This is a genomic window from Paenibacillus pinihumi DSM 23905 = JCM 16419 (assembly GCF_000422505.1).
Classification (GTDB): Bacteria; Bacillota; Bacilli; order Paenibacillales; family Paenibacillaceae; genus Paenibacillus_D; species Paenibacillus_D pinihumi.
Window position 1 is genome coordinate 56,979 of the sequence record NZ_AULX01000024.1, and the last position, 20,318, is coordinate 77,296.

The following is a 20,318-nucleotide window of genomic DNA, read 5'->3' on the forward strand; positions in this document are numbered from 1 at the left end:
CTTATTCCGTCCCTTCAAATGGCTCTACGCCGGAGTGCTCGGTCACGATTGTTCCGCCTGTCGGTATAGTTCCTGTCTCGGCTGTAGGTGCTGGAGCGGCAGATGCCTGTGCCGGAAGCTTGCTGATATATTGTTGTATGGCTGTTTCTATATCCCGTATTGTTTTTTGCGCGATGCTCTGGGCAAGCGCTTGCTGGTCGAGGGAAGATGAGTCCTGCTTGGCTGCGGATGTAACGTAAAATTGAATGCGCGGCGAGAGCTGCTTCCGCATATCTTCAATAATGAGACTGCGGTGATATGGATCAAGAGTGATCCCGCCAGCGGCTGCCATCTGGTCAATAACCCCCGGGGCTGTGCGGTCCAGATAGTCGTTCACCTGACGGAATACCTCCTGATATAACGGGGAAGGGGTAAGAGGATTCGAAGGAGAAGCCCCCAGACTGCCGGTAACATCCGTCCCTTCCCCGTTCACAGGCGACGATACATCCGTCCCTGGCACAGGCGGCGCACCGGGGACATTCAACTGGTCAATGCTGTCCTGCAGGCTGCTTCCTCCGGGAGGGGCCATTCCGATATTCAATGTCCCGTCAAGTCTTTGCACCTTCAATTGATCAAAATGATACTCCAGCCGCTCAATATTGTAAGTTGGCTTTGCCGAGGTTTGATTCACCTGTGTCTGCAAAGCTTCATATTGCTGCTGGAGCTGTACGATCTGCTGCTGGAGCTGGCGGATTTGCGTTTGCGTATCCTGCGCCCAGCTGTACCAGGCATTCCAGACAGAGGATGGAGGCTGATTCATACATAACCCTCCCCATATTAGGTTGGACTTGGGAGCGGAACGAAGGAAAGCGGAGATTCGGCTCCAAGTTGAGGAGCCGGCTCCGTGAAACCCCCGGTATTGAAAAGCTGCGATAAGGCACGTATGGAACCCGAGCTGCCAACCTGAAGGACAGACGAGTTGGAGACATTTTCGACCCTCAGCTGGCCGATTGTAATATGCTGATAGACGGTGAACGTCATATGACATTCACTCCGGTTGCCAAATCATTTGTAGTTGAATCCTGCACATCAGGATCAAGTGTGTTGGTAGCGCTGACCGCATTGTTTGCATTGGCAAGACTTCCGGTCAGGAATGATCCGGAGCCGGCATAGGTTTTGGAGTTGCTGGACGGAGACAGCTGTACAGCGTCGCCGAATTGAACGATAGCGCTTGAGCCTACGCTGACAACATTGACGAAGCCGACGATAGCAGGCATATAAACCTCTCCTTTGTATTTCAAACTTTTCTTGTGCACGTACAATAGCCGGCGGCAACAATTGCAATTCCCGTTGTATACGGCTATCCATGCCATATTCTATGCGGCATCCGCCCAGAGGTTCCACTTCAGGGAACGCTGCCGGCAGTGTCGGGATTATGGGCAGCCGCATAGAATACATCAAACAGCCTTATGCATGAAGGAAGGGGGAGGGGAGATGGCAGACCGGCCAGATCAGGACGGCAATACCTTTGACTGGGGCCAGCTTGACGGGTGGATGGAGCAGTCCGGCTTGCCCAAGGCAATGGATCTCATCCGCCAGCCGAAGCTTATTGAGAGCTACGTCAATGATATGATCAGCAACGCGGTACCTGCTGTGACTCCGTCATTGGGACAAAAAAAGTCTCAGAGCAAAAGCTTTGAGACCCATCATTTTGTCTTTGTAAAATTCAAATTCAGGCAGAAAGTCAAGCCGGAGGAACTGCGTCTGTTCATTCGCCCTGACAGGGTCAAGGTTGAGCTTCCTGACGGCCGGAATGAGGAAGTTCTCCTCCCCGCCATTGTTCTTCCCGACAGCTGCCGTGCTCTATATAAGGAGGAAATTTTGCAGGTGAAGCTGCGCAAGCGGCCTCTAAGCAGCAGATATGTGGAAGCTTATATCCGCTGGACCTGATTGCGGAATCAAGGCGGATTGTATAAATATTTGCCCTGGGACTGGCAACGGGCAGAAAATTCCCTTATAATGCAAATAGTAATCTTACTTGAGGGAGTGTTGTCCCGTGTCTCTGGTTAATATCAGCGACGTCAGCCTGGGCTTGTTTTTAACAGGGGTAGTATTTATTTTGCTCGTGTTCGGGCTGCTCAGCTTTGGTATTTTGCGGATGTTCCAATTGCGCTTCAAGGCCGGTTGGATGTCATTTGCCGGTGCAGTGGTCAGCGGAGTCGTCTTCGCGATCGTATTGGATACATGGTTTGTGTGAACATAAAAGACGGTGCGCTCTGTTTGCAGGCTGCACCGTCTTTTATGTTCACAAGAAATCGTTACATTGGAGAAGGTGTAGGTGTAGGCTCAGCCCCGGTATTGCTGTAGCGCTGATCAACCCACTCCCGAATTTCCTTGATGCTTTTGCCTTCCTTGGTCAGCTTGGCGGACTGGAATGCGATATCAATGCACGTGCCGCAGCGGGTACCATGATCATCCCAGACAATGGTTCCGTCCTCACGCTGTTCATGTACGAAGCACTCCAGATTGCTTTTGTGCCCCGCCGACGCTCCGCAGCCGCAGTAGCAAGGAATCCACTGGAGCACGTCGGAGGCTTCAGCCGCCAATAGATACATTTTTTGCAGTTCCCTTTGTTTTCCGTTCAGAAATTCAGGCAGGATTTTTGCAGATGCGGTCTCTTCCCGAAGATCGCCATTGGCCATTTCCGTATGTACATGCCCTTCATGCTGAGCGTTGTTGGTCCCGCCTGTGGTGCCGCAAGCGGCCAGCACAAGGAGACAGGCTGCAACAATAAGAGGGAAGACAAAGACCCTGGAGAGGGCAAAACGTTTCATTAAAACAGCCTTCTTTCTGTCATAGAGTAAATCAATTAGTCCGCGAATTTATATAAGTTGAGCGAAAGATACGAAATTCAGCCGCTAAAGTGTGAAATGATTTTCGACAATTTCACACTTACCCCGAAAAATCCTTCGGTCAACTTCATATATTGTCTAAATGATGCAGGAGCGGAGCAAATTGATTTATAATAAGTGTAGCCTGACAAACTGGTGAAGTCCAGTATGTGCAAGACAACTGATTTGAACAAAAAAAGGAGTTTGGCCGATGCAGTTGGTATGGTTTGCTGTTAATATTTTTTTCGTAGGTTCTTTGATCGTCATGCTGTTTGTCCATCGTTCCTTCAGTGAGGCGAAGCAGCAGGGAAGTGCGCCCGAGCGCTTGCAGAGACTGGGCAGATTCCGAAATGCGATGTTTGCGCTGACACTTATTCTATTCGTTGCAATGTCGGCCAGTTTTTTGGCAAATATGAGACTGAACGGGTGACCTGACATGCGGAAAGTGCTCCAACTCCCCATTCATGTGTACCGCAAGTATATATCACCGCTTAAGCCGCCGACCTGCCGCTTCTATCCAACCTGCTCGGCCTATGCGCTGGAAGCGATTGAGAAGCATGGCTCGCTCAAAGGGACCTGGCTTGCCGCTCGCCGGATCAGCAAATGCCATCCGTTTCACCCGGGTGGATTTGATCCGGTTCCTGAGCCCGGGGGCGGAGAGCAGACTTGACATTACGGGGGAGAATCCGGTATATTTTGACTAATATCACACAATTGAATATAAGTCCATTGAACGGATGAGTACAAGACACAAGACGCATTTCAGAGAGCCGGGGCAGCTGTGAACCGGTATGCGGACGTTTTGGAAGATGGTCCCGGAGGACCCGGGTTCGAGCCGCATGTATTTGAAGCGGTAAGGGCCAGGCGCAGAGTCGGCGATAATGACTATGCCGTGTTACAGCGGCATCAAGAGCCTTTTTCTGGCATAGGTGATGGTTTACCTGTGGCGGCAGGAAGGAATTTGGGTGGTACCGCGTGAGCTACAAGCTTTCGTCCCATGAGGACGGGGGCTTTTTTTATTTGCTGCAGATTTTGAAAATCCAGAAGATAATCCAAAACAGGAGGAATCAGGCATGACAGAAAAAGAGAAGACATTTTATATTAGCACGCCGATTTACTACCCGAGTGACAAGCTGCATATCGGGCATGCGTATACTACCGTTGCCGGAGATGCAATGGCCCGCTATAAGCGTCTGCGCGGCTATAATGTATGGTACCTGACAGGAACGGACGAGCATGGGCAAAAGATTGAGCGCAAGGCCCAAGAGAAGAACCAGACCCCGCAGCAGTTCGTTGACCAGATTGTCGTCGGAATTCAGGAACTATGGAAGAAGCTTGATATCTCCAATGATGATTTCATCCGGACTACCGAGCCGCGCCATAAGCTGAGCGTCGAGAAGATTTTCCAGCAGCTTCTGGACCAAGGGGATATTTACAAAGGGGAATATGAAGGCTGGTATTGTACACCTTGTGAATCGTTCTTTCTGGAGCGGCAGCTGGACAACGGCAACTGCCCGGATTGCGGACGTCCGGTAGAACTGGTCAAGGAAGAAAGCTACTTCTTCAGAATGAGCAAATATGCGGATCGTCTCGTTGCCCATTATGAGGCGAATGCCGACTTCATTCAGCCGGAATCGCGGAAGAATGAGATGATCAATAATTTCATTAAGCCGGGCCTTGAAGACTTGGCCGTATCCCGTACCACCTTTGACTGGGGTATCAAAGTGCCTGGAGATCCGAAGCATGTTATCTATGTATGGATCGATGCTTTGTCCAACTATATTACTGCACTTGGCTACGGCTCGGAGGATGACACCAAGTATCAGACTTTCTGGCCTGCCGATGTGCATCTTGTCGGAAAAGAAATCGTCCGCTTCCATACCATCTACTGGCCGATCATGCTGATGGCTCTTGATCTCCCGCTGCCGAAAAAAGTTTTTGCCCATGGATGGCTGTTGATGAAGGACGGCAAAATGTCCAAGTCCAAGGGTAATGTGGTGGACCCGGTGCTGCTGATTGACCGTTACGGACTGGATGCGCTTCGTTATTATCTGCTGCGCGAGGTTCCATTTGGTGCAGACGGTACGTTCACGCCGGAGAATTTCGTCGAGCGGATCAACTTTGATCTGGCCAATGACCTCGGCAACCTGCTCAACCGCACCATCGCCATGATTGACAAATATTTTGAAGGCGTAATTCCGGCTTATGCAGATCAGGTAACACCGTTCGATGCGTCTCTTGAAAGTCTGGCAGCCGATACCGTACAAGTTGTAGAAGATGCGATGGAGAAGATGGAATTCTCCGTGGCACTCAGCTCGATCTGGCAGCTTGTGAGCCGCACAAATAAATATATTGATGAGACCCAGCCATGGGTACTGGCCAAGTCGGATGAAAAGCAAGGCGAACTGGCCTCTGTTATGTACCATCTGGCAGAATCGCTTCGAATTGTATCCATTTTGCTTCAACCATTCTTGACCAATGCCCCGCATGCCATTTGGACGCAGCTTGGGATCGGGCAAGGCGAGCTGACAAGCTGGGAGAGTACCAAGACTTTTGGCAGACTGCCTGAAGGAACGAAAGTCGCGAAGGGTGATCCGATCTTCCCGCGTCTTGAGGCGGCAGACGAGGTAGCTTTCATTGCTTCTTCAATGGCTGCAACGGCTCCGGCGGCTGCTCCAGCAGCAGAAAGCGCATCTGCATCCGGTAATGCGGAGCAGGCGATTGAGGAAGTAGAACGTTTGCCGGAGATTGGTATTGACGAGTTTGCCAAGGTAGAGCTGCGCGTCGCCCAGGTGCTGTCTGCCGAGCCGGTCAAGAAGGCGGATAAGCTGCTCAAGCTCCAGCTTGATCTGGGCTTTGAGAAGCGCCAGGTCGTATCCGGCATTGCCAAGCACTACAAGCCGGAGGAACTTGTGGGACGCAAGCTGATCTGCGTGACCAACCTCAAGCCGGTCAAGTTGCGCGGCGAGTTGTCCCAGGGCATGATTCTGGCGGCTTCGCAGGGCGACCAGTTGACACTTGCTTCCGTCCCTGACAACATGCCTAACGGCGCCATTGTCAAATAAGATTTGGCATCTTTTTAGCCCATCCGGTGCAAGCTGCATCGGATGGGCTTTTTGCTTTTTTGTCAGTTATCCACGCTTCATTACTCACAATAAAGCGATGTCACGTTTGACAGACCTGCTGCTTGCCTATATAATTTTCACGTAATAGTTACGATTATGAATGCAATAGATAGGAGCATCACAATGAAACGAACCTTGAGCAATACCTTCAGAATACTTAAAAAACGTCATTTCACCATTATCATAACAGCGCTCTGCCTGCTGTTTCTTTCCGCATGTGGAAGCACAACTGCCCCGTCCGTAGAGGAGAGCAAGGCTGCAAACGGGAGAATCAGTGTCGTCACCAGCTTTTATCCGATCTATTATTTGGCCGGGGAGATTGGCGGAGATCACGCCAACGTCATTAACCTTATTCCTGCTGGCGTAGAGCCTCACGACTGGAGTCCGAAGAGCAGAGAGCTCAATGAGGCGTCCAAGGCAAGCCTGTTTCTCTATAATGGAGCCGGCCTGGAAGGATGGGTCGATGGATTCCTGAAGGGACTCGGCAAAGACAAGGCGGTCAAGCCCGTACAGGTGAGCACTGGAATTGCACTGATTGAGGCTGACGGAAGTGAGCATGAGCACGACGGTCATGAGGACGGGGAAGAACATCATGATCATGGTTCACTGACCACCGACCCGCATACTTGGGTCAGTCCCAAGTCCGCTATGGTAATGGCCGGCAATATTAAGAATGCCCTTATTGAGGTTGATCCGGCTTATACGGCCGATTATGAGGCAAACTATGAAAAGCTGAAAGACAAACTGACCCGGCTTGATAGCAAATTCCAGGCCGAGATTGGTCAAGCCCCGCGCAAGGATATCGTTGTCTCTCACCAAGCCTTTGGTTATCTGGCCCGTGATTATGGCTTGAATCAGGTAGCAATTATGGGTTTATCGCCAGATGCAGAGCCGAGGGCGCAGGATCTTTTGCGGATTTCCAAGTTTGTCAAGGAAAATGATGTGCGTTATATTTTCTTTGAGGAGCTGGTAACCAGTACACTGGCTGATACACTGGCAAGAGAAGCAGGCGTTGAAACGCTGGTGCTCAATCCGATCGAAGGGCTGACACCAAAGCAGGAACAGGCTGGAGAGAACTTTATTTCCCTGATGGAAGCGAATCTGCAAAATCTTGTGAAAGCCTTGCAATAGAGGCAATTTATAATAAGGACCTTGGACAATAAATGAAGAAAGGGGAGAATGCTGTGACTATACAAACAGCAGCATGCCATCGGGATATTGTTACGGTAGAAAATGTATCGTTTTCTTATGAGCAGCAGCAAGTAATCAACGGCTTGAATTTTTCCATCAAGGAAAGGGATTTTGTCGGCCTGATTGGTTCCAACGGTGCAGGCAAGACGACGCTGCTGCGGATGATTGTCGGTCTGCTGAAGCCGGAGCAGGGGAAGATTTCACTGTTCGGGGAGCCGGTATCGCGATTCAAAAACTGGGAGCGCATCGGATACGTACCGCAAAAAAACTCCTTTAACCCGTTATTTCCTGCTACTGTCCGCGAGGTAGTGCTGTCCGGGCTGTATGGACGCAGCAAGCTGTTCTCCCGTATTACAAAAGCGGAGGCTGCCAAAGCCGAGGATGCGATGCATGCCATGAGCATTGAGGATCTCGCCGGCAAGCGCATCGGCCAGCTGTCCGGCGGCCAGCAGCAGCGTGTGTTTTTGGCCAAAGCGCTCATTAACAATCCGGCGCTGCTTATTCTGGATGAGCCGACAGTGGGGATTGATGCGGAGACGCAGGAGGGCTTTTTTCATATGATTCGGCATATGCATCAGCATCATAATATTACGTTCCTTATGGTCTCCCATGATATGGACTGGATTCGTTCCTACCTTGGGCAGGAGCCAGTCCAAATGAACGGCAAGCTCAAGTTTTATGTGAAGCATTCCCATGAGCTGGAAGACTGTGTGGAGAATGATTTGACGCATTCGCTGAAGGATTTGCGCAAGTCTATGGACCGCCGCGCTTCATTCGTCGTCTGATTGGCTGCAACAAGAAAGGAAGGGTATCGGGCTTGGAAATTATCACAACTGAATTTTTTCAAAGGGCGCTAATCGGCGGCCTTTTGATCGGCATTACGGCTCCGCTTATGGGGCTGTTTCTCGTCTTGCGCAGATTGTCCATGATTGGGGATACATTGGCGCATGTTTCAATTGCGGGTGTTGCGCTTGGTTTTCTGATTAATGTATTTCCGATCGGGGTCGGTTTGTTGTTCGCCCTGGCAGCCTCCTTCGCAATCGAGAAGCTGCGGAAGGCTTACAAGACCTATGCGGAGCTGTCGATCGCTATCATTATGTCAGGCGGTGTAGCGCTGGCTTCGCTGCTGTTTACAATGGGACGCGGCTTTAATGTGAACGTATCCAGCTATCTGTTTGGCAGTATTTATACGCTGGGCAATGAAGATTTGCTGGTTATTGCGATTGTGACGATTATTGTGCTGGTTGCGGTGAAAATTCATTTCAAGGAGCTGTTCCTGCTCACATTTGACGAGGACGCCGCCGCTGTAAACGGTTTGCCAGTAAAGTATTTTAATATTATGATTAGTATATTGACCGCACTTGTCATTAGCGCCTCCATTAAAATTGTCGGTGCGCTGCTTGTATCTGCGCTCCTGACCATTCCTGCAGCCTGCAGTCTGATCATTGCCCGCAGCTTCAGACAGACGATCATTACGGTTATTGTTATAGCGGAGCTTGCCGTTATAGCTGGATTAGTCATGGCTGGTGTATGGAATCTGGCGCCAGGCGGAACGATTGTTATGCTTTTGATTTGCATGCTGATCTTGCTTCTGCTTGTCAAACGCGGCTTCAAAATATGAATTGAAGGAAGGCGCTTGAGCTATGGACGTTAATATTTGGCTGGCCTTCGCCGGGGGTGTCGCTTCTTTTGTATCCCCATGCTGCCTGCCGTTGTATCCATCCTATTTGTCGTACATAACAGGAATTTCGGTCAAAGATTTGAAGGCGGATCACCGTACCTCAGAAGTGCGCATCCGCACGATGACCCATACCTTCTTCTTTATGCTTGGCTTTTCATTCGTCTTCTTCTCATTGGGCTACGGAACAAATCTCTTTGCAGATTTCTTCCGTGATTATCAAGAACTGATTCGTCAGATTTCAGCAATTCTGATCGTCCTGCTTGGTTTGTTCCTGATTGGCGTATTCAAACCGCAGCTTTTGATGAGGGAACGCAAGTTTGATTTTAAAATGAAAAAATCCGGTTATGCCGCTTCCTTCGTGTTCGGTGTCGGTTTTTCTGCCGGCTGGTCACCTTGTGTAGGACCGATCCTTGCTGCAATTCTGCTGCTTGGAACTTCGAATCCGGGAACATGGTTTCAATTAACTGCCGCTTATTCTCTCGGCTTTGCGATCCCGTTCTTCGTTTTGGCCTTTTTCATCGGGTCCACCAGATGGATGCTGAAATATTCCAATACGATTATGAAAATTGGCGGCGCATTGATGATTGTAATGGGAATATTGCTGTTTACCGATCAAATGACCAAAATTACAATTTGGCTAAACCAGTTTGCTCCTGCAAATTTGGGCTAGTCCAACTGCTAGGTGAAATAGTCAATTGTAGCATCAGGGAAATGCTCAAAGATGCGCTCCGACAAAAACAGGCGGAGCGCATCGGCTTTTTCATCCGGATAGACATATTTGCCCTGTCCCCAACGTCCCCATTTGTATTTGCGCTTTTCAATATCCATCTCCAGCTTTGTGCGGGGGTAACGCTTCTCAATAACGTTTTTGGCTGTTTTGGTAAAGCGGTGCTGTATCAGTTCAAACGTTAATTTTTTGGCTGCCTCTGGAGGCAATGTTTTGGCCAGTTCTTCGATAAGTTCGCTGTATCCCTGCTCCCAGTCATCATGCCAGATAATCGGTGCAATAATAAAACCAAGCGGATAACCGGCACGCGCTACCTTGCCGGCAGCCTCGATGCGCTCCTCAAACCGGGAAGTGGCTGGCTCAAAATGTTTAATGACATATTTGCTGTTCACACTAAACCGGATACGGGTATGTTCATTATGCTCAAGGCCAAGCAATGAATCGACATGATGGAATTTGGTGACAAAGCGCAGTCTCCCGTATTCCTGATCCGCCATAAACGTAATCAGTTCCGCCAGGCTTCCGGTAATCGGTTCAAGTCCGACGGGATCGGACGTACAGGCGGCTTCAAAGCGGGTAATTTCAGGCTTGCGCTCGTCGATATAGCCTTGGGCGGCCTCCATAATTTCTTTGGTATTCACGTATACACGAATATATGGTTTGGCACCCAATGTAGTTTGCAAATAGCAGTAATGGCAGTGGCCCATACAACCTGTGGCAATGGGGATTGCGTACTCCGCTGAGGGCTTGGAAGTATCGAATTTTAAGGTTTTGCGTACACCGACGACAAGTGTCCGCTTAGCAATTTTATACTGCTCCAGCTCACTGTCTCCGGGCAGATTGGTGATGCGGTTGTGCGAAGTAGTCATTCGCAGCGGAATACCTTGCTCCTGCACCCATTTGTAAATCCGCTGCCCTTTCTCATAGTCCAATGCTCCCGGCTCGAAATAAACGAGCTCGGGCACAAAGGAAGGACGGGAGGGCGGTTTGCGTTTTACAGGGGGATGCTCGGTGGAAGTAGCCATGCCGATGCCTCCTATGAATGAGTTTTTACATGCTCTTTAGTGTGTGCAGAATTGCTCAGAATCAATGCTTCAATTTCGTGGAAACAATCAGAAGCAAACCGCTGATTAATACAGTGAGAGGCTGTATTCACGGGCGATTAATCCGCAAAATCAGCATTCTGGCGGGAAAAAACAATAGAAAAAGCCGCATCAAGTTGCGGTAAGGGTACAAGTCATTGTATGATAACTAAGACAACTAAGAAGAAACAGCCTATAACAGGAAGAATGAAGCAGGTTAGGGGGAGCTTTCATTGCCTACACCGAGCATGGAAGATTATTTGGAGAGGATTTACAAACTTATCGACGAGAAAGGGTACGCCCGCGTCTCTGACATCGCCGAAGGCTTGGAGGTACATCCCTCATCCGTAACGAAAATGATCCAGAAGCTGGACAAGGATAATTATCTCATTTATGAAAAATATCGCGGTCTTGTGCTCACCAACAAAGGTAAAAAAATGGGTAAGCGCCTTGTTGACCGCCACCACCTGCTCGAACAATTTCTGACTGTAATTGGCGTTCAGGATGAGAACATTTATCAGGATGTAGAAGGAATCGAGCACCACTTGAGTTGGGATTCGATTACTTGTATCGAGACGCTTGTCGAGTATTTCCGCAGGGATGAGAACCGGATTAAGGAGCTTGCCCAGGTGCGCTCCGAACTGGAAAGTGATATAACGTAACCGAAGCAGACAGCCATAAGGCAGAACTAAAAGGCAGCGATCATGCATATAAGCGTGGTCGCTGCCTTTTTATGTACGGCTTGGATGTGGTATACGATTACATTCAGCCGGCACTGCCTCGGGTGGAGCATATCCATGAACACTCGATAACAGTAATCTTTAACGTGCTTAATCACGATAATGCTGCATATAGTGGGGGATATCATTCAAGTCGAAGGAATATGAGAGGGGGAATCTCCCTGAAAGTCAATGCCGTATTTGAGGGCGGCGGAATGAAGGGTATTTCGCTGGTTGGTGCTGTCCAGGTCATGCAGCAGAGAGGGTATGAATTTCACCGTGTTGCCGGAACCTCCTCCGGAGGCATTGTAGCTTCACTGCTGGCAGCAGGCTATACGGCTGAGCAGATGAAGCCCATCATTCAATCCACCTCGTTTGCCTCCTTAATGAAGCGGTCTCCGATTTTCAATATTAAGCTGATTGGTTCTGCTGTACGTCTGCTGCTGCGCAAGGGGCTATATTCAGGAGATGCGCTTGAGGAATGGATCTGGACGCTGCTTGGCAGCAGGGGAGTCTACACGTTTGCAGATCTGCCTCCGGGCAAGCTGAAGCTGGTTGCCTCGGACATTACAAATGGCAAGCTGCTCGTACTGCCTGATGATATAGCTTATTACGGAATACAGCCTTCCAGGCTGGAAATTGCCAAAGCGGTGCGGATGAGCGCCAGTATTCCTTATTTTTTTGACCCTGTTACGATAAAAGATAAAGAGTTTAACAGCCGGATCAAAGGCTTGCGGCTGCATCGCAGAAGCGCGTATATCGTCGATGGAGGTCTGCTGAGCAACTTTCCGCTTTGGCTGTTTGATGAAAAGCAAAATACACAGATCAAAGAAGCGCGGCTGCCTGTGGTGGGGTTTCAGATGGTCGGTAAAAATAAAACCGAGCCGCGAACAATTCGCGGCCCGGTTTCCATGTTTCAAGCGATGATGGAGACGATGATGCTGGCGCATGACCAGCGTTATATTGAGAAGGATGATTGGGAACGCACAATCAAAATTCCGACGCTCGGCATCCGGACTACACAATTTCACTTATCCCACGAAACGAGCGAGAAGCTGTTCGCGTCCGGGGCCGCCGCCGCCGAGAAGTTTTTGCGGAAGTCAGCTCCGTTTAAGCCTTAACCAGATTAATGATATTTCGGCACATCATCATCATGATCATCCTTGCCTCCCTCAATGACTCGGAAGGGGATGTTTTTGCGTGTAGACTTTGATTTGGCGGACTGCTGCGATGTTCGGGATTTGACGGCTGTTTTTTTTGTGTTGTATCTGCTCGGATTTTTGCGATAGACTCCCACGTAGTACAGCAGGAAAATCAGGCCCAGCACAACGACCGGAATCAAATAATTTTGCACATTCGCGGCGATGCCGATGACGGCCAGAGCGATAATCACAATTAAAGCAGGACTCATCTTTCTTCTCACAGCAAATTTCCTCCTTTAGCTTGCCGAACGTTTGCTGATTGCTTGAGCGGCGATTTGGCTGTCAAGCTCCCTCATCCGGTTGAAGGAAGCGATGGACACTTCCACTTGCTCGTCAGTCGGTTCTTTCGTAGTCAGCTTTTGCAGCCACAGACCCGGATAGCCCAGCATTCGAAGTACAGGCGTGTCTCTTAGCATATTTGTGAGGCGCAGCGCCTCATAGGATGCTCCGAGTACAACCGGCAGAAGCAGAATACGGATGTATACCCGCTCCCATAAGCTGTCCCATTGAAAGAACGAATAAATAATGACGCCGATAATGACGGACAACACAATAAAGCTGCTGCCGCATCTGTAATGCAGCGTATTGAATTTTTGTACATTCTTAACCGTAAGCTCAAGTCCGGCCTCATACGCGCTGATGACCTTATGCTCTGCGCCATGATATTGGAAGAGCCGCTTGATAATCGGGGTCATCGAAATAATGTACAGGTAGACCAGCAAAAATAAAATTTTAATGATTCCTTCGATCAGATTATGCAGAATGACATTGTCAAATGCATTCTGAAAAAGGAACTCCTCAACAATTGCAGGGGTCAGCGTGAAAATAAGCTTGCCGAATATAAAGGAGATGATCCCGGCAATTGCTACTCCAAAAATCATAGTGAGGCTGAGTCCGGAGTTTTCCTTCTCCTTGGGTTGCTGCTTGACTTTCTCGGGATTCTTTTTAGCTTCTTCCTCAGTCTCGTCCTCCGCATAAGCTTCAAACGAAAAATTCAAATGCTGCGAGCCCTTGGCACTGGATTCAACAATCCCGACCACGCCTCTGACCAGTGGAATCTTCTTCAGCTTCTGCACCCACGGCTTGGTTGTTCTGGGCACTTCATAGTAGACAATTTCATTGTTCTTGCGCCGTACTGCGGTAACATTGACATGCTGCCCCGCAAACATTACGCCCTCGATTACGGCTTGTCCCCCGTAAATGCTTTTATTCTGCGACAAGGGTGCCTCACCTTCCTTGTATTATTGGCTGCTGACTCGCAGCAGCGGCTTTCTTACTATTGTACTTGATTCTCCAGCTCATTGCTAGGTGAACGCCATTGTCCCCTTACTATCCCTCCAGGAAAGGCATAGGACTGGAAACTGCATCGCATAATAAAGGTATCTATACTGAACTTGGAGGATCGACATCTATGGTAAAAACAGGTGATTCCCCGTACCATGGGCATAAGACGAACCGCTGGCTTTATGGACTGAATACGGGCTTTTTTGCAGGCTTGATCTGGGGGTTGTTTCATTGGCTGCTGTACTCCATTAATTTTACAAGGGTTCTGCCCGGATTTTTGCTCGATTCGTTTATGCAGCGAAGCTTTCTGTTGTCCTACTGGGGGGTAGCTGCCGGTATCGGGGCCTATATTGTATTTTCTATCCTGGCCACTTATCTTTATATGCTCACGCTTGGTCAATACCGCGGACCATGGCCGGGCCTTTTTTATGGCATGTTCTGGTGGGCGGTTATATTTCTGGGCATTGGCCCGTTCTGGGGGATGGTCCTTCCCTTTAACAAGCTTGGATGGGATTCTATTACCACGGAGTTTTGCATCTTTTTGATATGGGGCATATTTATCGGCTATACAATTGCTTTCGAATTCCATGATGAAGCCTCCCGGGAGCCTGCAAACGCAGGGTAAGGAGGCACTTCTCAAATGTCTTTGTTATGTGGTAAAATGTCTAGTGACTTTGCAAGCTTTGAGAAGGTTGTCTGAATGAAAGAAGGAGTTCACATATGGCGAATATGGCGAAAATCATTGTCATCAATGGTCCGAATCTCAATATGCTGGGCATTCGGGAGCCTGAGGTGTATGGCTCGACAACGCTTAAGGATATTGAGCAATCCTTGAGAAAGGCTTCAGAAGATTGGGACGTAGAGCTGGATTTTTTTCAATCCAATCATGAGGGCGCACTGATTGACCGGATTCATGGTGCCTTCAAGCAGGCAGATGGGATTCTGATTAATCCGGGTGCGTACACGCATTACAGTTACGCGCTGCGCGATGCGCTAAGCGCGGTTGATCTCCCGGTCGTGGAGGTTCATCTGTCGAATATACATAAACGGGAAGAATTCCGCCATGTCTCTGTTATTGCGCCAATCGCAATTGGACAAATTGCCGGATTTGGCTATGCAGGCTACGAACTGGGACTCAGAGCTCTGCTCAATCATATTCGGAACTAACGAATAACAACGTTTAAGGGGATGGTAGGATGGAACAACGCATTCAAAAGCTGCGGGAACATATGGAAAAGAATGGCCTTGAGGCTTTCTTGATCAGTCATCCTGTCAATCGCCGTTATGTCAGTGGATTTACCGGTTCCTCCGGCTATCTGCTGGTCACCTCCAGCCATAGCTGGCTGCTTACGGATTTCCGCTACATGTCGCAGGCTCCGCAGCAGGCGCCGGCTTTCACAGTGGTCGAGCATGCTCCGCGGTTTATGGATACGGTCAAGGAGCTGCTGGATGGCCAAGGTATTTCCAAGGTCGGCTTCGAGCAGCATCAGGTCGTATTTGCTGATTATCAGTCTTGGTCCGAGGCGCTGGGCTCCATTGAGCTTGTGCCGGCTTCCACGATTGTTGAGCAGCTTCGCATCATTAAAGATGAGACTGAGATTGCAGTGATGCAAGAGGCAGCCCAGCTGGCTGACGATACGTTCAGCCATATTATCGGCATATTGAAGCCCGGCATTAAGGAATCCGATGTCGCGCTGGAGATGGAAGTATTCATGCGGAGCAGAGGGGCAACCTCTTCCTCCTTTGATACAATCGTAGCCTCGGGCGAGCGTTCTGCGCTCCCTCATGGCGTGGCAAGCGACCGGATTGTTCGGCAAAATGAGCTGGTCAAGCTGGATTTCGGCGCTTATTACCATGGCTATTGCTCTGATCTGACTCGTACCGTGTTTGTCGGCAACGAACCGACAGCCAAGCATAAAGAGATCTATGATATTGTGCTGGAAGCCCAACTCCATGCGCTTGAACATCTCAAGCCGGGAATGACGGGACGGGAGGCTGACGCCTTGACGAGAGATATCATCACAAGGTATGGTTATGGAGATCATTTTGGACATGGTACAGGGCATGGACTGGGGATGGAGATCCATGAATCTCCCCGGCTTTCCAAGCTCAGTGACACTGTTTTAACACCCGGCATGACGGTGACGGTTGAACCCGGCATTTATCTCCCCGGTTTTGGGGGAGTACGTATCGAGGACGATGTTGTCATAACGGATAACGGGATTAAAATATTAACGGCTTCCCCCAAGCATTTTATGATGCTGGCTTAATAGCGGAAGACAAGTAAATGGAGGGCTTACCCAGTGATTTCAGTTAACGATTTTAAGACAGGTTTGACCGTCGAGGTAGACGGCGATATTTTTACAGTATTGGATTTCCAACACGTTAAACCAGGCAAAGGTGCCGCGTTTGTACGCTCCAAACTGAAAAACCTGCGCAACGGCAACACGGTTGAAAGAACTTTCCGTGCAGGCGAGACAATTGGCCGTGCCATCATCGAAAACCGTGAGGTTCAATATCTGTACAACTCCGGTAACGAGTATACGTTCATGGACAATGAATCGTATGACCAGTTCAACCTGGAAAAGAAACAGCTGGAGTGGGAAGTTAACTTTCTGAAAGAAAACATGAATGTTAACATTGCCAGCTACCAAGGCGAAATCATCGGTATTACAATGCCAAACAGCGTTGAACTTAAAGTTGTAGAAACTGAGCCGGGCATTAAAGGAAATACGGCTACAGGTGCTACTAAAAATGCCAAAGTAGAAACTGGCCTGAACGTTCAGGTTCCGCTCTTCATCAATGAAGACGACGTGCTTCTGATTGACACCCGCGAAGGAAAATACATCTCCCGCGCATAGTTTTCTGCAAGGGAATTAAATCTCGGCCGGATTATTCAAATAGGCTTGTCGGGGACGGACACCGTTCCTAATGAAGTGACCTCAATGTTTAGACATGTTCTAACCGTAGAGCTTCCGTTCATTAGGGGCGGTGTTTTTTTGTTGTTTTGAGTGCTTTTCCTCGCCCATTGAGGTTATCTTTTTAATGCCTGCTCAGGCCAGTTATGATATAATGTATCATTGTATGTTAAAGTATAGGTTAGGAGTGAACTGCGTTGTCGTTAATAGTGATGAAATTCGGGGGAAGCTCCGTTGGCACGCCGGAGAGGATGCAGCGGGTTGCAAAGCGGATTATTGAAAGACAGCAAGAAGGACATCGAATTGTAGTTGTTGTCTCCGCTATGGGAGATACAACCGATGATTTGATTGATCAATCCAAGCTGCTGAATCCGAATCCGCCGGCACGCGAGATGGATATGCTTCTGACGACCGGAGAACAGATTTCTATTGCCTTATTATCCATGACCATTCATCAGCTGGGCGGAAAGGCGCTTTCCTACACAGGCTGGCAGGCTGGTTTTGTGACGGATGATAATCATGGCAAGGCGCGCATTCAGGATATCCGGCCGGAGCGTATTTTCAAAGCGCTGGATAAGGACAATATTGTCGTTGTAGCTGGTTTCCAGGCGATATCTGCTGATGGAGAGATTACAACTCTTGGCCGCGGCGGCTCGGATACGACAGCGGTTGCTCTTGCGGCTGCTATCAAAGCTGACTTGTGTGAAATTTATACCGACGTGGACGGCGTTTACTCGACGGACCCGCGTGTTGTAAAATGCGCTAGAAAAATTAATGAAATTTCGTATGATGAGATGCTTGAACTGGCTAACTTGGGTGCGGCAGTATTGCATCCGAGAGCGGTGGAATACGCCAAGCACAACAAGGTGTGCCTGGTTGTCCGTTCAAGCTTTACGTATAATGAAGGAACGTTCGTTAAGGAGGAAACGGTTATGGAGCAGGGCGTAGTTGTACGGGGCATTGCATTTGATAAAAACGTGGCAAGAATCAGTATTTTGGGCGTTGAAGATGTGCCGGGTGTTCTCGCGAACGTATTTGGTTCTTTAGCTCAAAACGGCATTAATGTGGATATTATTGTACAAAGCGGCGTGTCCGACGGTAAAACGGACTTCTCCTTCACTTTGTCTGCAAGCGACAAGGACAAAGCGATTCAAGTCATTGAAAGTGTCCGTGACGCAGTGCCTCACCGTGAGACTACCTCTGAGGACGGATTGGTTAAAGTATCGATTGTTGGTGCAGGTATGGTAAGCAACCCGGGAGTTGCTGCAACCATGTTCGATGCGATCTCCAAATTGGGTGTCAGCATCAAAATGGTGAGCACCTCTGAAATTAAAGTATCCTGTGTGATCGCAGCAGAACCGCTTCAGGATGTAGTAAGAGCGCTGCATACCGCATATGGTCTGGACACAGCAGATCAGGTGTTTGTTGGCGGCCCGGAAGACCGTCGCGAATAGTAAGACAAGGCAATTTTATATATTCGAAATACAAGCTGGCAGGGAAATTCCTTGCCGGCTTTTTTAATATGAAAAGGATGTCTCGACGAAAAAGTCTGTCAGACATCCTGATTAGTGCTGTCAGCAATAGGGACCGCACAGATTATCCAATCCGGTCGCTGATCAAAGTGAACAGCTTGAATAGAATAGCCGTAATGCCCGCTGCCATTAGCGGCCCGACGGGAACTCCGCGAAAGAAGAGAATGCCCAGAATGGAGCCGATTACCAGGCCGACTATCAACTGCGGATCAAGCTTGAGCAGATCGAGTCCCTTGCCGTTGACATAGGTGGCCAGCGCCCCTCCTGCGAGAGCGAGCCATCCCGGCCAGGAGCTTAGAGCACCGATGATTTCTTTCATCTGGACTCTGCCGGAAGCAAAAGGAACCAGAACGCTAAAGGTTAAAAACAGCAGTCCCAGCTCAAGACCCCGCCGCTCAATGGCTGGCAGGTACCGGTCAAGATGGACCAGCTTGACGACAAGCAGCACACACGCTGCAGTAGCGATAATCGGGGATCTGCCAGCTATTCCGATTATGATAAGTGCGACAAGAATAATATCTCCGCTCATACAGCATTCTCCCCGTTTCGCCCTTGTCTTAGGCGCGCAGCCTTGGTTCAATCTATGCGGCTGCTCTTCTGCTTATGCAGACAACCCCTCGCAAACGGCCCGGGAGGCGCTGGCTAGATCATATACACGATAGCTTCCTCGGATACCGAAGGGGAGGGGAATGTATCAGAACGAAGTCCGCGTCTCATCGCCTCCAATGTAATGGCGTCTCCGGGTACGATGTTGCCCAGATTGACATTGGCACCGAAGGATGTAATGAGTTCTACCTGCTGAGATTTAAGCGGGGCTTCCCACAAAATATGCTGCTCCGGCAGACAGGCTGCAACACTCTCCAGCGTATCGCGGCGGCATTTGCCTTCGCGGTCGAACAAACCGACTCCCATCCCCGATTCTCTTGCTTCAATAGTCAGCAGCTCCGCTCCGGCTTCTCTGTCTTGTTCAAAGGTGCGTATCAGCTCGGGAATTTGAATAAGCGAGCCTTCAAGTTTTTTTCCGTACTCCGTAAAGACACGCAGGCCGCGTCGTACCCCTTCTTTTATTAACTCCGTCCTTCTGTGGCGGGGAAGCTCAATAGTTCCGTCTGATACCTCCACCGCCGTAAATCCCAGTTTGCATATCGAATCAAAAAAAGAAGAGACAACCCCTTGCTGAACTGCCGTTTCAAGCAGGGTTCCGCCAGTCATGACAGCTATGCCGTGATTGCGGGCAAGTGCCGTCTTGCAAAGCAGAAGTTCGTCTGAATAGAGAACTGCCGTCCCGAATCCGAACTTAATACAGTCTACATAAGGCGAGGCTGTCTCCAGAAAATCTGCATAAGCATTGCTGCCGATCCCTTTGTCGATGACCATCGTGATTCCGCCTGCTTTGGTCCGCTGTTCATGACCAAGCCGAGCTCTGTTGCGGTTCCTGGCGCTGCGATCGCCCTTAGGGTCGCTAAGCTGAGGGTGCCATAGCATCCCTTTCGTGAACTCCATGTGCCCATTCCCCTTACTTTGTAAGTGTTGAGGATGGAAAGCTTCCAACCATGAGCCCAGTATATGCATTGCCGTCCGGGCGGGTGCCGTTATGCCTAAAAACAGACAAGCCTGCATAGGATGTAACCAGGCAGCTTCAGCCAACGGGAGAAAAGCAGGCTGCTGGTCTTGGGGAGGGAAGCGGATGTTAAATAAAATTGTACTAAGCATGGCGACACTACGTTTGATATCAGGGAGCCTGGAGATAATTGCAGCCATTATTATGCTCAGACTGAACCAGATTGACAAGGCACTTGTCGTTAATTCATCTCTTGCACTGGTAGGTCCGATTATACTGATTTCCACCACAACAATCGGATTGGTAGGGCTGTCAGACAAGCTTTCGCTGGACAAGTTCGTGTGGGTACTTGTTGGTATTACCTGCCTGATGATCGGGATATTAAAGAAATGATAATAGCCCAAAAGCTTGTCATATTCTATGAGG

26 protein-coding genes are annotated in these 20,318 nt (G+C 49.3%); 17 read left to right on the plus strand and 9 right to left on the minus strand.

What is annotated here, in order from left to right:
* Nucleotide 1: 1 nt before the first annotated feature.
* From gerPC to H583_RS0107825, 3 genes are read right to left on the minus strand one after another with little or no spacing between them, the layout of a single operon-like run.
* Nucleotides 2-799, minus strand: coding sequence for a spore germination protein GerPC (gene gerPC, locus H583_RS35195; protein WP_028559978.1), 798 nt, complete (start codon nt 797-799; stop codon nt 2-4).
* A 17-nt stretch (nt 800-816) separates the two neighbouring features.
* Nucleotides 817-1,020 (minus strand): spore germination protein GerPB, encoded by a 204-nt coding sequence (locus H583_RS0107820; protein WP_028559979.1) that lies wholly within the window; start codon nt 1,018-1,020, stop codon nt 817-819.
* Entirely contained in the window at nt 1,017-1,256 is a 240-nt protein-coding gene (locus H583_RS0107825; RefSeq protein WP_028559980.1) for a spore germination protein, read from the minus strand. Before H583_RS0107825 ends, H583_RS0107820 begins: the two co-directional genes overlap by 4 nt.
* Nucleotides 1,257-1,473: 217 nt before the next feature.
* Here H583_RS0107825 and H583_RS0107830 point away from each other — a divergent pair, with 217 nt between their 5' ends.
* Together H583_RS0107830 and H583_RS0107835 are read left to right on the plus strand one after the other, a co-directional pair.
* The gene (locus H583_RS0107830) at nt 1,474-1,929 is read left to right on the plus strand and encodes a CS domain-containing protein (protein ID WP_028559981.1); all 456 of its coding nucleotides are present in this window, start codon (nt 1,474-1,476) and stop codon (nt 1,927-1,929) included.
* Nucleotides 1,930-2,035: 106 nt separating this feature from the next.
* Nucleotides 2,036-2,236 carry a hypothetical protein gene (locus tag H583_RS0107835; RefSeq protein ID WP_028559982.1) on the plus strand — a complete coding sequence of 67 codons (201 nt, stop codon included), beginning with the start codon at nt 2,036-2,038 and terminating at the stop codon, nt 2,234-2,236.
* Nucleotides 2,237-2,297: 61 nt separating this feature from the next.
* On the opposite strand, the gene H583_RS0107840 is transcribed toward H583_RS0107835, so the two are convergent.
* Nucleotides 2,298-2,813, minus strand: a complete 516-nt coding sequence (locus H583_RS0107840) for a PCYCGC motif-containing (lipo)protein (RefSeq protein WP_028559983.1) — start codon at nt 2,811-2,813, stop codon at nt 2,298-2,300.
* A gap of 268 nt (nt 2,814-3,081) precedes the next feature.
* On the opposite strand from H583_RS0107840, the gene H583_RS0107845 reads away from it, so the two are divergent.
* The 7 genes from H583_RS0107845 to H583_RS0107880 all read left to right on the plus strand — a co-directional run bounded on the left by H583_RS0107845 (nt 3,082) and on the right by H583_RS0107880 (nt 9,537).
* A complete protein-coding gene (locus H583_RS0107845; protein WP_028559984.1) occupies nt 3,082-3,300 on the plus strand; it encodes a hypothetical protein in 219 nt (72 codons plus the stop codon).
* A gap of 6 nt (nt 3,301-3,306) precedes the next feature.
* The gene (gene yidD, locus H583_RS0107850; protein ID WP_028559985.1) at nt 3,307-3,540 is read left to right on the plus strand and encodes a membrane protein insertion efficiency factor YidD; all 234 of its coding nucleotides are present in this window, start codon (nt 3,307-3,309) and stop codon (nt 3,538-3,540) included.
* A gap of 403 nt (nt 3,541-3,943) precedes the next feature.
* The gene (metG, locus tag H583_RS0107860; protein ID WP_028559986.1) at nt 3,944-5,935 is read left to right on the plus strand and encodes a methionine--tRNA ligase; all 1,992 of its coding nucleotides are present in this window, start codon (nt 3,944-3,946) and stop codon (nt 5,933-5,935) included.
* Nucleotides 5,936-6,118: 183 nt separating this feature from the next.
* Entirely contained in the window at nt 6,119-7,126 is a 1,008-nt protein-coding gene (locus H583_RS0107865) for a metal ABC transporter substrate-binding protein (RefSeq protein ID WP_051236160.1), read from the plus strand.
* A 32-nt stretch (nt 7,127-7,158) separates the two neighbouring features.
* Nucleotides 7,159-7,971: a metal ABC transporter ATP-binding protein gene (locus H583_RS0107870; protein ID WP_036708843.1), complete on the plus strand. Its 813-nt coding sequence runs from the start codon at nt 7,159-7,161 to the stop codon at nt 7,969-7,971.
* A gap of 32 nt (nt 7,972-8,003) precedes the next feature.
* Nucleotides 8,004-8,807 carry a metal ABC transporter permease gene (locus H583_RS0107875; protein ID WP_028559989.1) on the plus strand — a complete coding sequence of 268 codons (804 nt, stop codon included), beginning with the start codon at nt 8,004-8,006 and terminating at the stop codon, nt 8,805-8,807.
* A gap of 22 nt (nt 8,808-8,829) precedes the next feature.
* Complete coding sequence (locus tag H583_RS0107880; RefSeq protein WP_028559990.1) at nt 8,830-9,537, plus strand: cytochrome c biogenesis CcdA family protein; 708 nt, start codon at nt 8,830-8,832, stop codon at nt 9,535-9,537.
* Nucleotides 9,538-9,545: 8 nt separating this feature from the next.
* Here the strand turns inward: H583_RS0107880 and splB are convergent, their stop codons facing one another.
* Complete coding sequence (gene splB / locus H583_RS0107885; protein WP_028559991.1) at nt 9,546-10,619, minus strand: spore photoproduct lyase; 1,074 nt, start codon at nt 10,617-10,619, stop codon at nt 9,546-9,548.
* A 290-nt stretch (nt 10,620-10,909) separates the two neighbouring features.
* On the opposite strand from splB, the gene mntR reads away from it, so the two are divergent.
* Together mntR and H583_RS32260 are read left to right on the plus strand one after the other, a co-directional pair.
* Complete coding sequence (gene mntR / locus H583_RS0107890) at nt 10,910-11,338, plus strand: transcriptional regulator MntR (RefSeq protein ID WP_028559992.1); 429 nt, start codon at nt 10,910-10,912, stop codon at nt 11,336-11,338.
* Nucleotides 11,339-11,577: 239 nt separating this feature from the next.
* Nucleotides 11,578-12,516 (plus strand): patatin-like phospholipase family protein, encoded by a 939-nt coding sequence (locus H583_RS32260; protein WP_036708879.1) that lies wholly within the window; start codon nt 11,578-11,580, stop codon nt 12,514-12,516.
* 5 nt (nt 12,517-12,521) lie between these two features.
* Here the strand turns inward: H583_RS32260 and H583_RS0107900 are convergent, their stop codons facing one another.
* Both H583_RS0107900 and H583_RS0107905 read right to left on the minus strand, forming a co-directional pair.
* A complete protein-coding gene (locus H583_RS0107900) occupies nt 12,522-12,818 on the minus strand; it encodes a hypothetical protein (RefSeq protein ID WP_028559993.1) in 297 nt (98 codons plus the stop codon).
* Nucleotides 12,819-12,833: 15 nt separating this feature from the next.
* The gene (locus tag H583_RS0107905) at nt 12,834-13,766 is read right to left on the minus strand and encodes a DUF1385 domain-containing protein (protein WP_051236182.1); all 933 of its coding nucleotides are present in this window, start codon (nt 13,764-13,766) and stop codon (nt 12,834-12,836) included.
* A 242-nt stretch (nt 13,767-14,008) separates the two neighbouring features.
* Between H583_RS0107905 and H583_RS32265 the strand changes: the two genes are divergently transcribed.
* The 5 genes from H583_RS32265 to H583_RS0107930 all read left to right on the plus strand — a co-directional run bounded on the left by H583_RS32265 (nt 14,009) and on the right by H583_RS0107930 (nt 18,253).
* Entirely contained in the window at nt 14,009-14,506 is a 498-nt protein-coding gene (locus tag H583_RS32265; RefSeq protein ID WP_036708846.1) for a YqhR family membrane protein, read from the plus strand.
* Between the two features lie 104 nt (nt 14,507-14,610).
* Entirely contained in the window at nt 14,611-15,048 is a 438-nt protein-coding gene (gene aroQ, locus H583_RS0107915) for a type II 3-dehydroquinate dehydratase (protein WP_028559995.1), read from the plus strand.
* Nucleotides 15,049-15,077: 29 nt separating this feature from the next.
* A complete protein-coding gene (locus tag H583_RS0107920; protein ID WP_028559996.1) occupies nt 15,078-16,151 on the plus strand; it encodes a M24 family metallopeptidase in 1,074 nt (357 codons plus the stop codon).
* Nucleotides 16,152-16,184: 33 nt separating this feature from the next.
* Nucleotides 16,185-16,742 (plus strand): elongation factor P, encoded by a 558-nt coding sequence (gene efp, locus H583_RS0107925; protein WP_028559997.1) that lies wholly within the window; start codon nt 16,185-16,187, stop codon nt 16,740-16,742.
* A 254-nt stretch (nt 16,743-16,996) separates the two neighbouring features.
* A complete protein-coding gene (locus tag H583_RS0107930) occupies nt 16,997-18,253 on the plus strand; it encodes an aspartate kinase (protein ID WP_028559998.1) in 1,257 nt (418 codons plus the stop codon).
* 142 nt (nt 18,254-18,395) lie between these two features.
* Here H583_RS0107930 and H583_RS0107935 read toward each other — a convergent pair whose 3' ends face one another.
* Both H583_RS0107935 and comA read right to left on the minus strand, forming a co-directional pair.
* A complete protein-coding gene (locus H583_RS0107935) occupies nt 18,396-18,860 on the minus strand; it encodes a DUF441 domain-containing protein (protein WP_028559999.1) in 465 nt (154 codons plus the stop codon).
* 113 nt (nt 18,861-18,973) lie between these two features.
* Nucleotides 18,974-19,834, minus strand: coding sequence for a phosphosulfolactate synthase (comA, locus tag H583_RS0107940; protein WP_028560000.1), 861 nt, complete (start codon nt 19,832-19,834; stop codon nt 18,974-18,976).
* Between the two features lie 184 nt (nt 19,835-20,018).
* On the opposite strand from comA, the gene H583_RS0107945 reads away from it, so the two are divergent.
* A complete protein-coding gene (locus H583_RS0107945; RefSeq protein WP_028560001.1) occupies nt 20,019-20,285 on the plus strand; it encodes a YqhV family protein in 267 nt (88 codons plus the stop codon).
* Nucleotides 20,286-20,318: the final 33 nt, after the last annotated feature.

Excerpts from the sequence above, each read along its gene's own strand:
- gerPC (WP_028559978.1), bottom strand. The coding sequence starts at position 799 with ATGAATCAGCCTCCATCCTCTGTCTGGAATGCCTGGTACAGCTGGGCG.
- H583_RS0107820 (WP_028559979.1), bottom strand. The coding sequence starts at position 1,020 with ATGACGTTCACCGTCTATCAGCATATTACAATCGGCCAGCTGAGGGTC.
- H583_RS0107825 (WP_028559980.1), bottom strand. The coding sequence starts at position 1,256 with ATGCCTGCTATCGTCGGCTTCGTCAATGTTGTCAGCGTAGGCTCAAGC.
- H583_RS0107830 (WP_028559981.1), top strand. The coding sequence starts at position 1,474 with ATGGCAGACCGGCCAGATCAGGACGGCAATACCTTTGACTGGGGCCAG.
- H583_RS0107840 (WP_028559983.1), bottom strand. The coding sequence starts at position 2,813 with ATGAAACGTTTTGCCCTCTCCAGGGTCTTTGTCTTCCCTCTTATTGTT.
- H583_RS0107845 (WP_028559984.1), top strand. The coding sequence starts at position 3,082 with ATGCAGTTGGTATGGTTTGCTGTTAATATTTTTTTCGTAGGTTCTTTG.
- yidD (WP_028559985.1), top strand. The coding sequence starts at position 3,307 with ATGCGGAAAGTGCTCCAACTCCCCATTCATGTGTACCGCAAGTATATA.
- metG (WP_028559986.1), top strand. The coding sequence starts at position 3,944 with ATGACAGAAAAAGAGAAGACATTTTATATTAGCACGCCGATTTACTAC.
- H583_RS0107865 (WP_051236160.1), top strand. The coding sequence starts at position 6,119 with ATGAAACGAACCTTGAGCAATACCTTCAGAATACTTAAAAAACGTCAT.
- H583_RS0107870 (WP_036708843.1), top strand. The coding sequence starts at position 7,159 with ATGAAGAAAGGGGAGAATGCTGTGACTATACAAACAGCAGCATGCCAT.
- H583_RS0107880 (WP_028559990.1), top strand. The coding sequence starts at position 8,830 with ATGGACGTTAATATTTGGCTGGCCTTCGCCGGGGGTGTCGCTTCTTTT.
- splB (WP_028559991.1), bottom strand. The coding sequence starts at position 10,619 with ATGGCTACTTCCACCGAGCATCCCCCTGTAAAACGCAAACCGCCCTCC.
- H583_RS0107905 (WP_051236182.1), bottom strand. The coding sequence starts at position 13,766 with ATGTTTGCGGGGCAGCATGTCAATGTTACCGCAGTACGGCGCAAGAAC.
- H583_RS32265 (WP_036708846.1), top strand. The coding sequence starts at position 14,009 with ATGGTAAAAACAGGTGATTCCCCGTACCATGGGCATAAGACGAACCGC.
- aroQ (WP_028559995.1), top strand. The coding sequence starts at position 14,611 with ATGGCGAAAATCATTGTCATCAATGGTCCGAATCTCAATATGCTGGGC.
- H583_RS0107920 (WP_028559996.1), top strand. The coding sequence starts at position 15,078 with ATGGAACAACGCATTCAAAAGCTGCGGGAACATATGGAAAAGAATGGC.
- H583_RS0107935 (WP_028559999.1), bottom strand. The coding sequence starts at position 18,860 with ATGAGCGGAGATATTATTCTTGTCGCACTTATCATAATCGGAATAGCT.
- comA (WP_028560000.1), bottom strand. The coding sequence starts at position 19,834 with ATGGAGTTCACGAAAGGGATGCTATGGCACCCTCAGCTTAGCGACCCT.
- H583_RS0107945 (WP_028560001.1), top strand. The coding sequence starts at position 20,019 with ATGTTAAATAAAATTGTACTAAGCATGGCGACACTACGTTTGATATCA.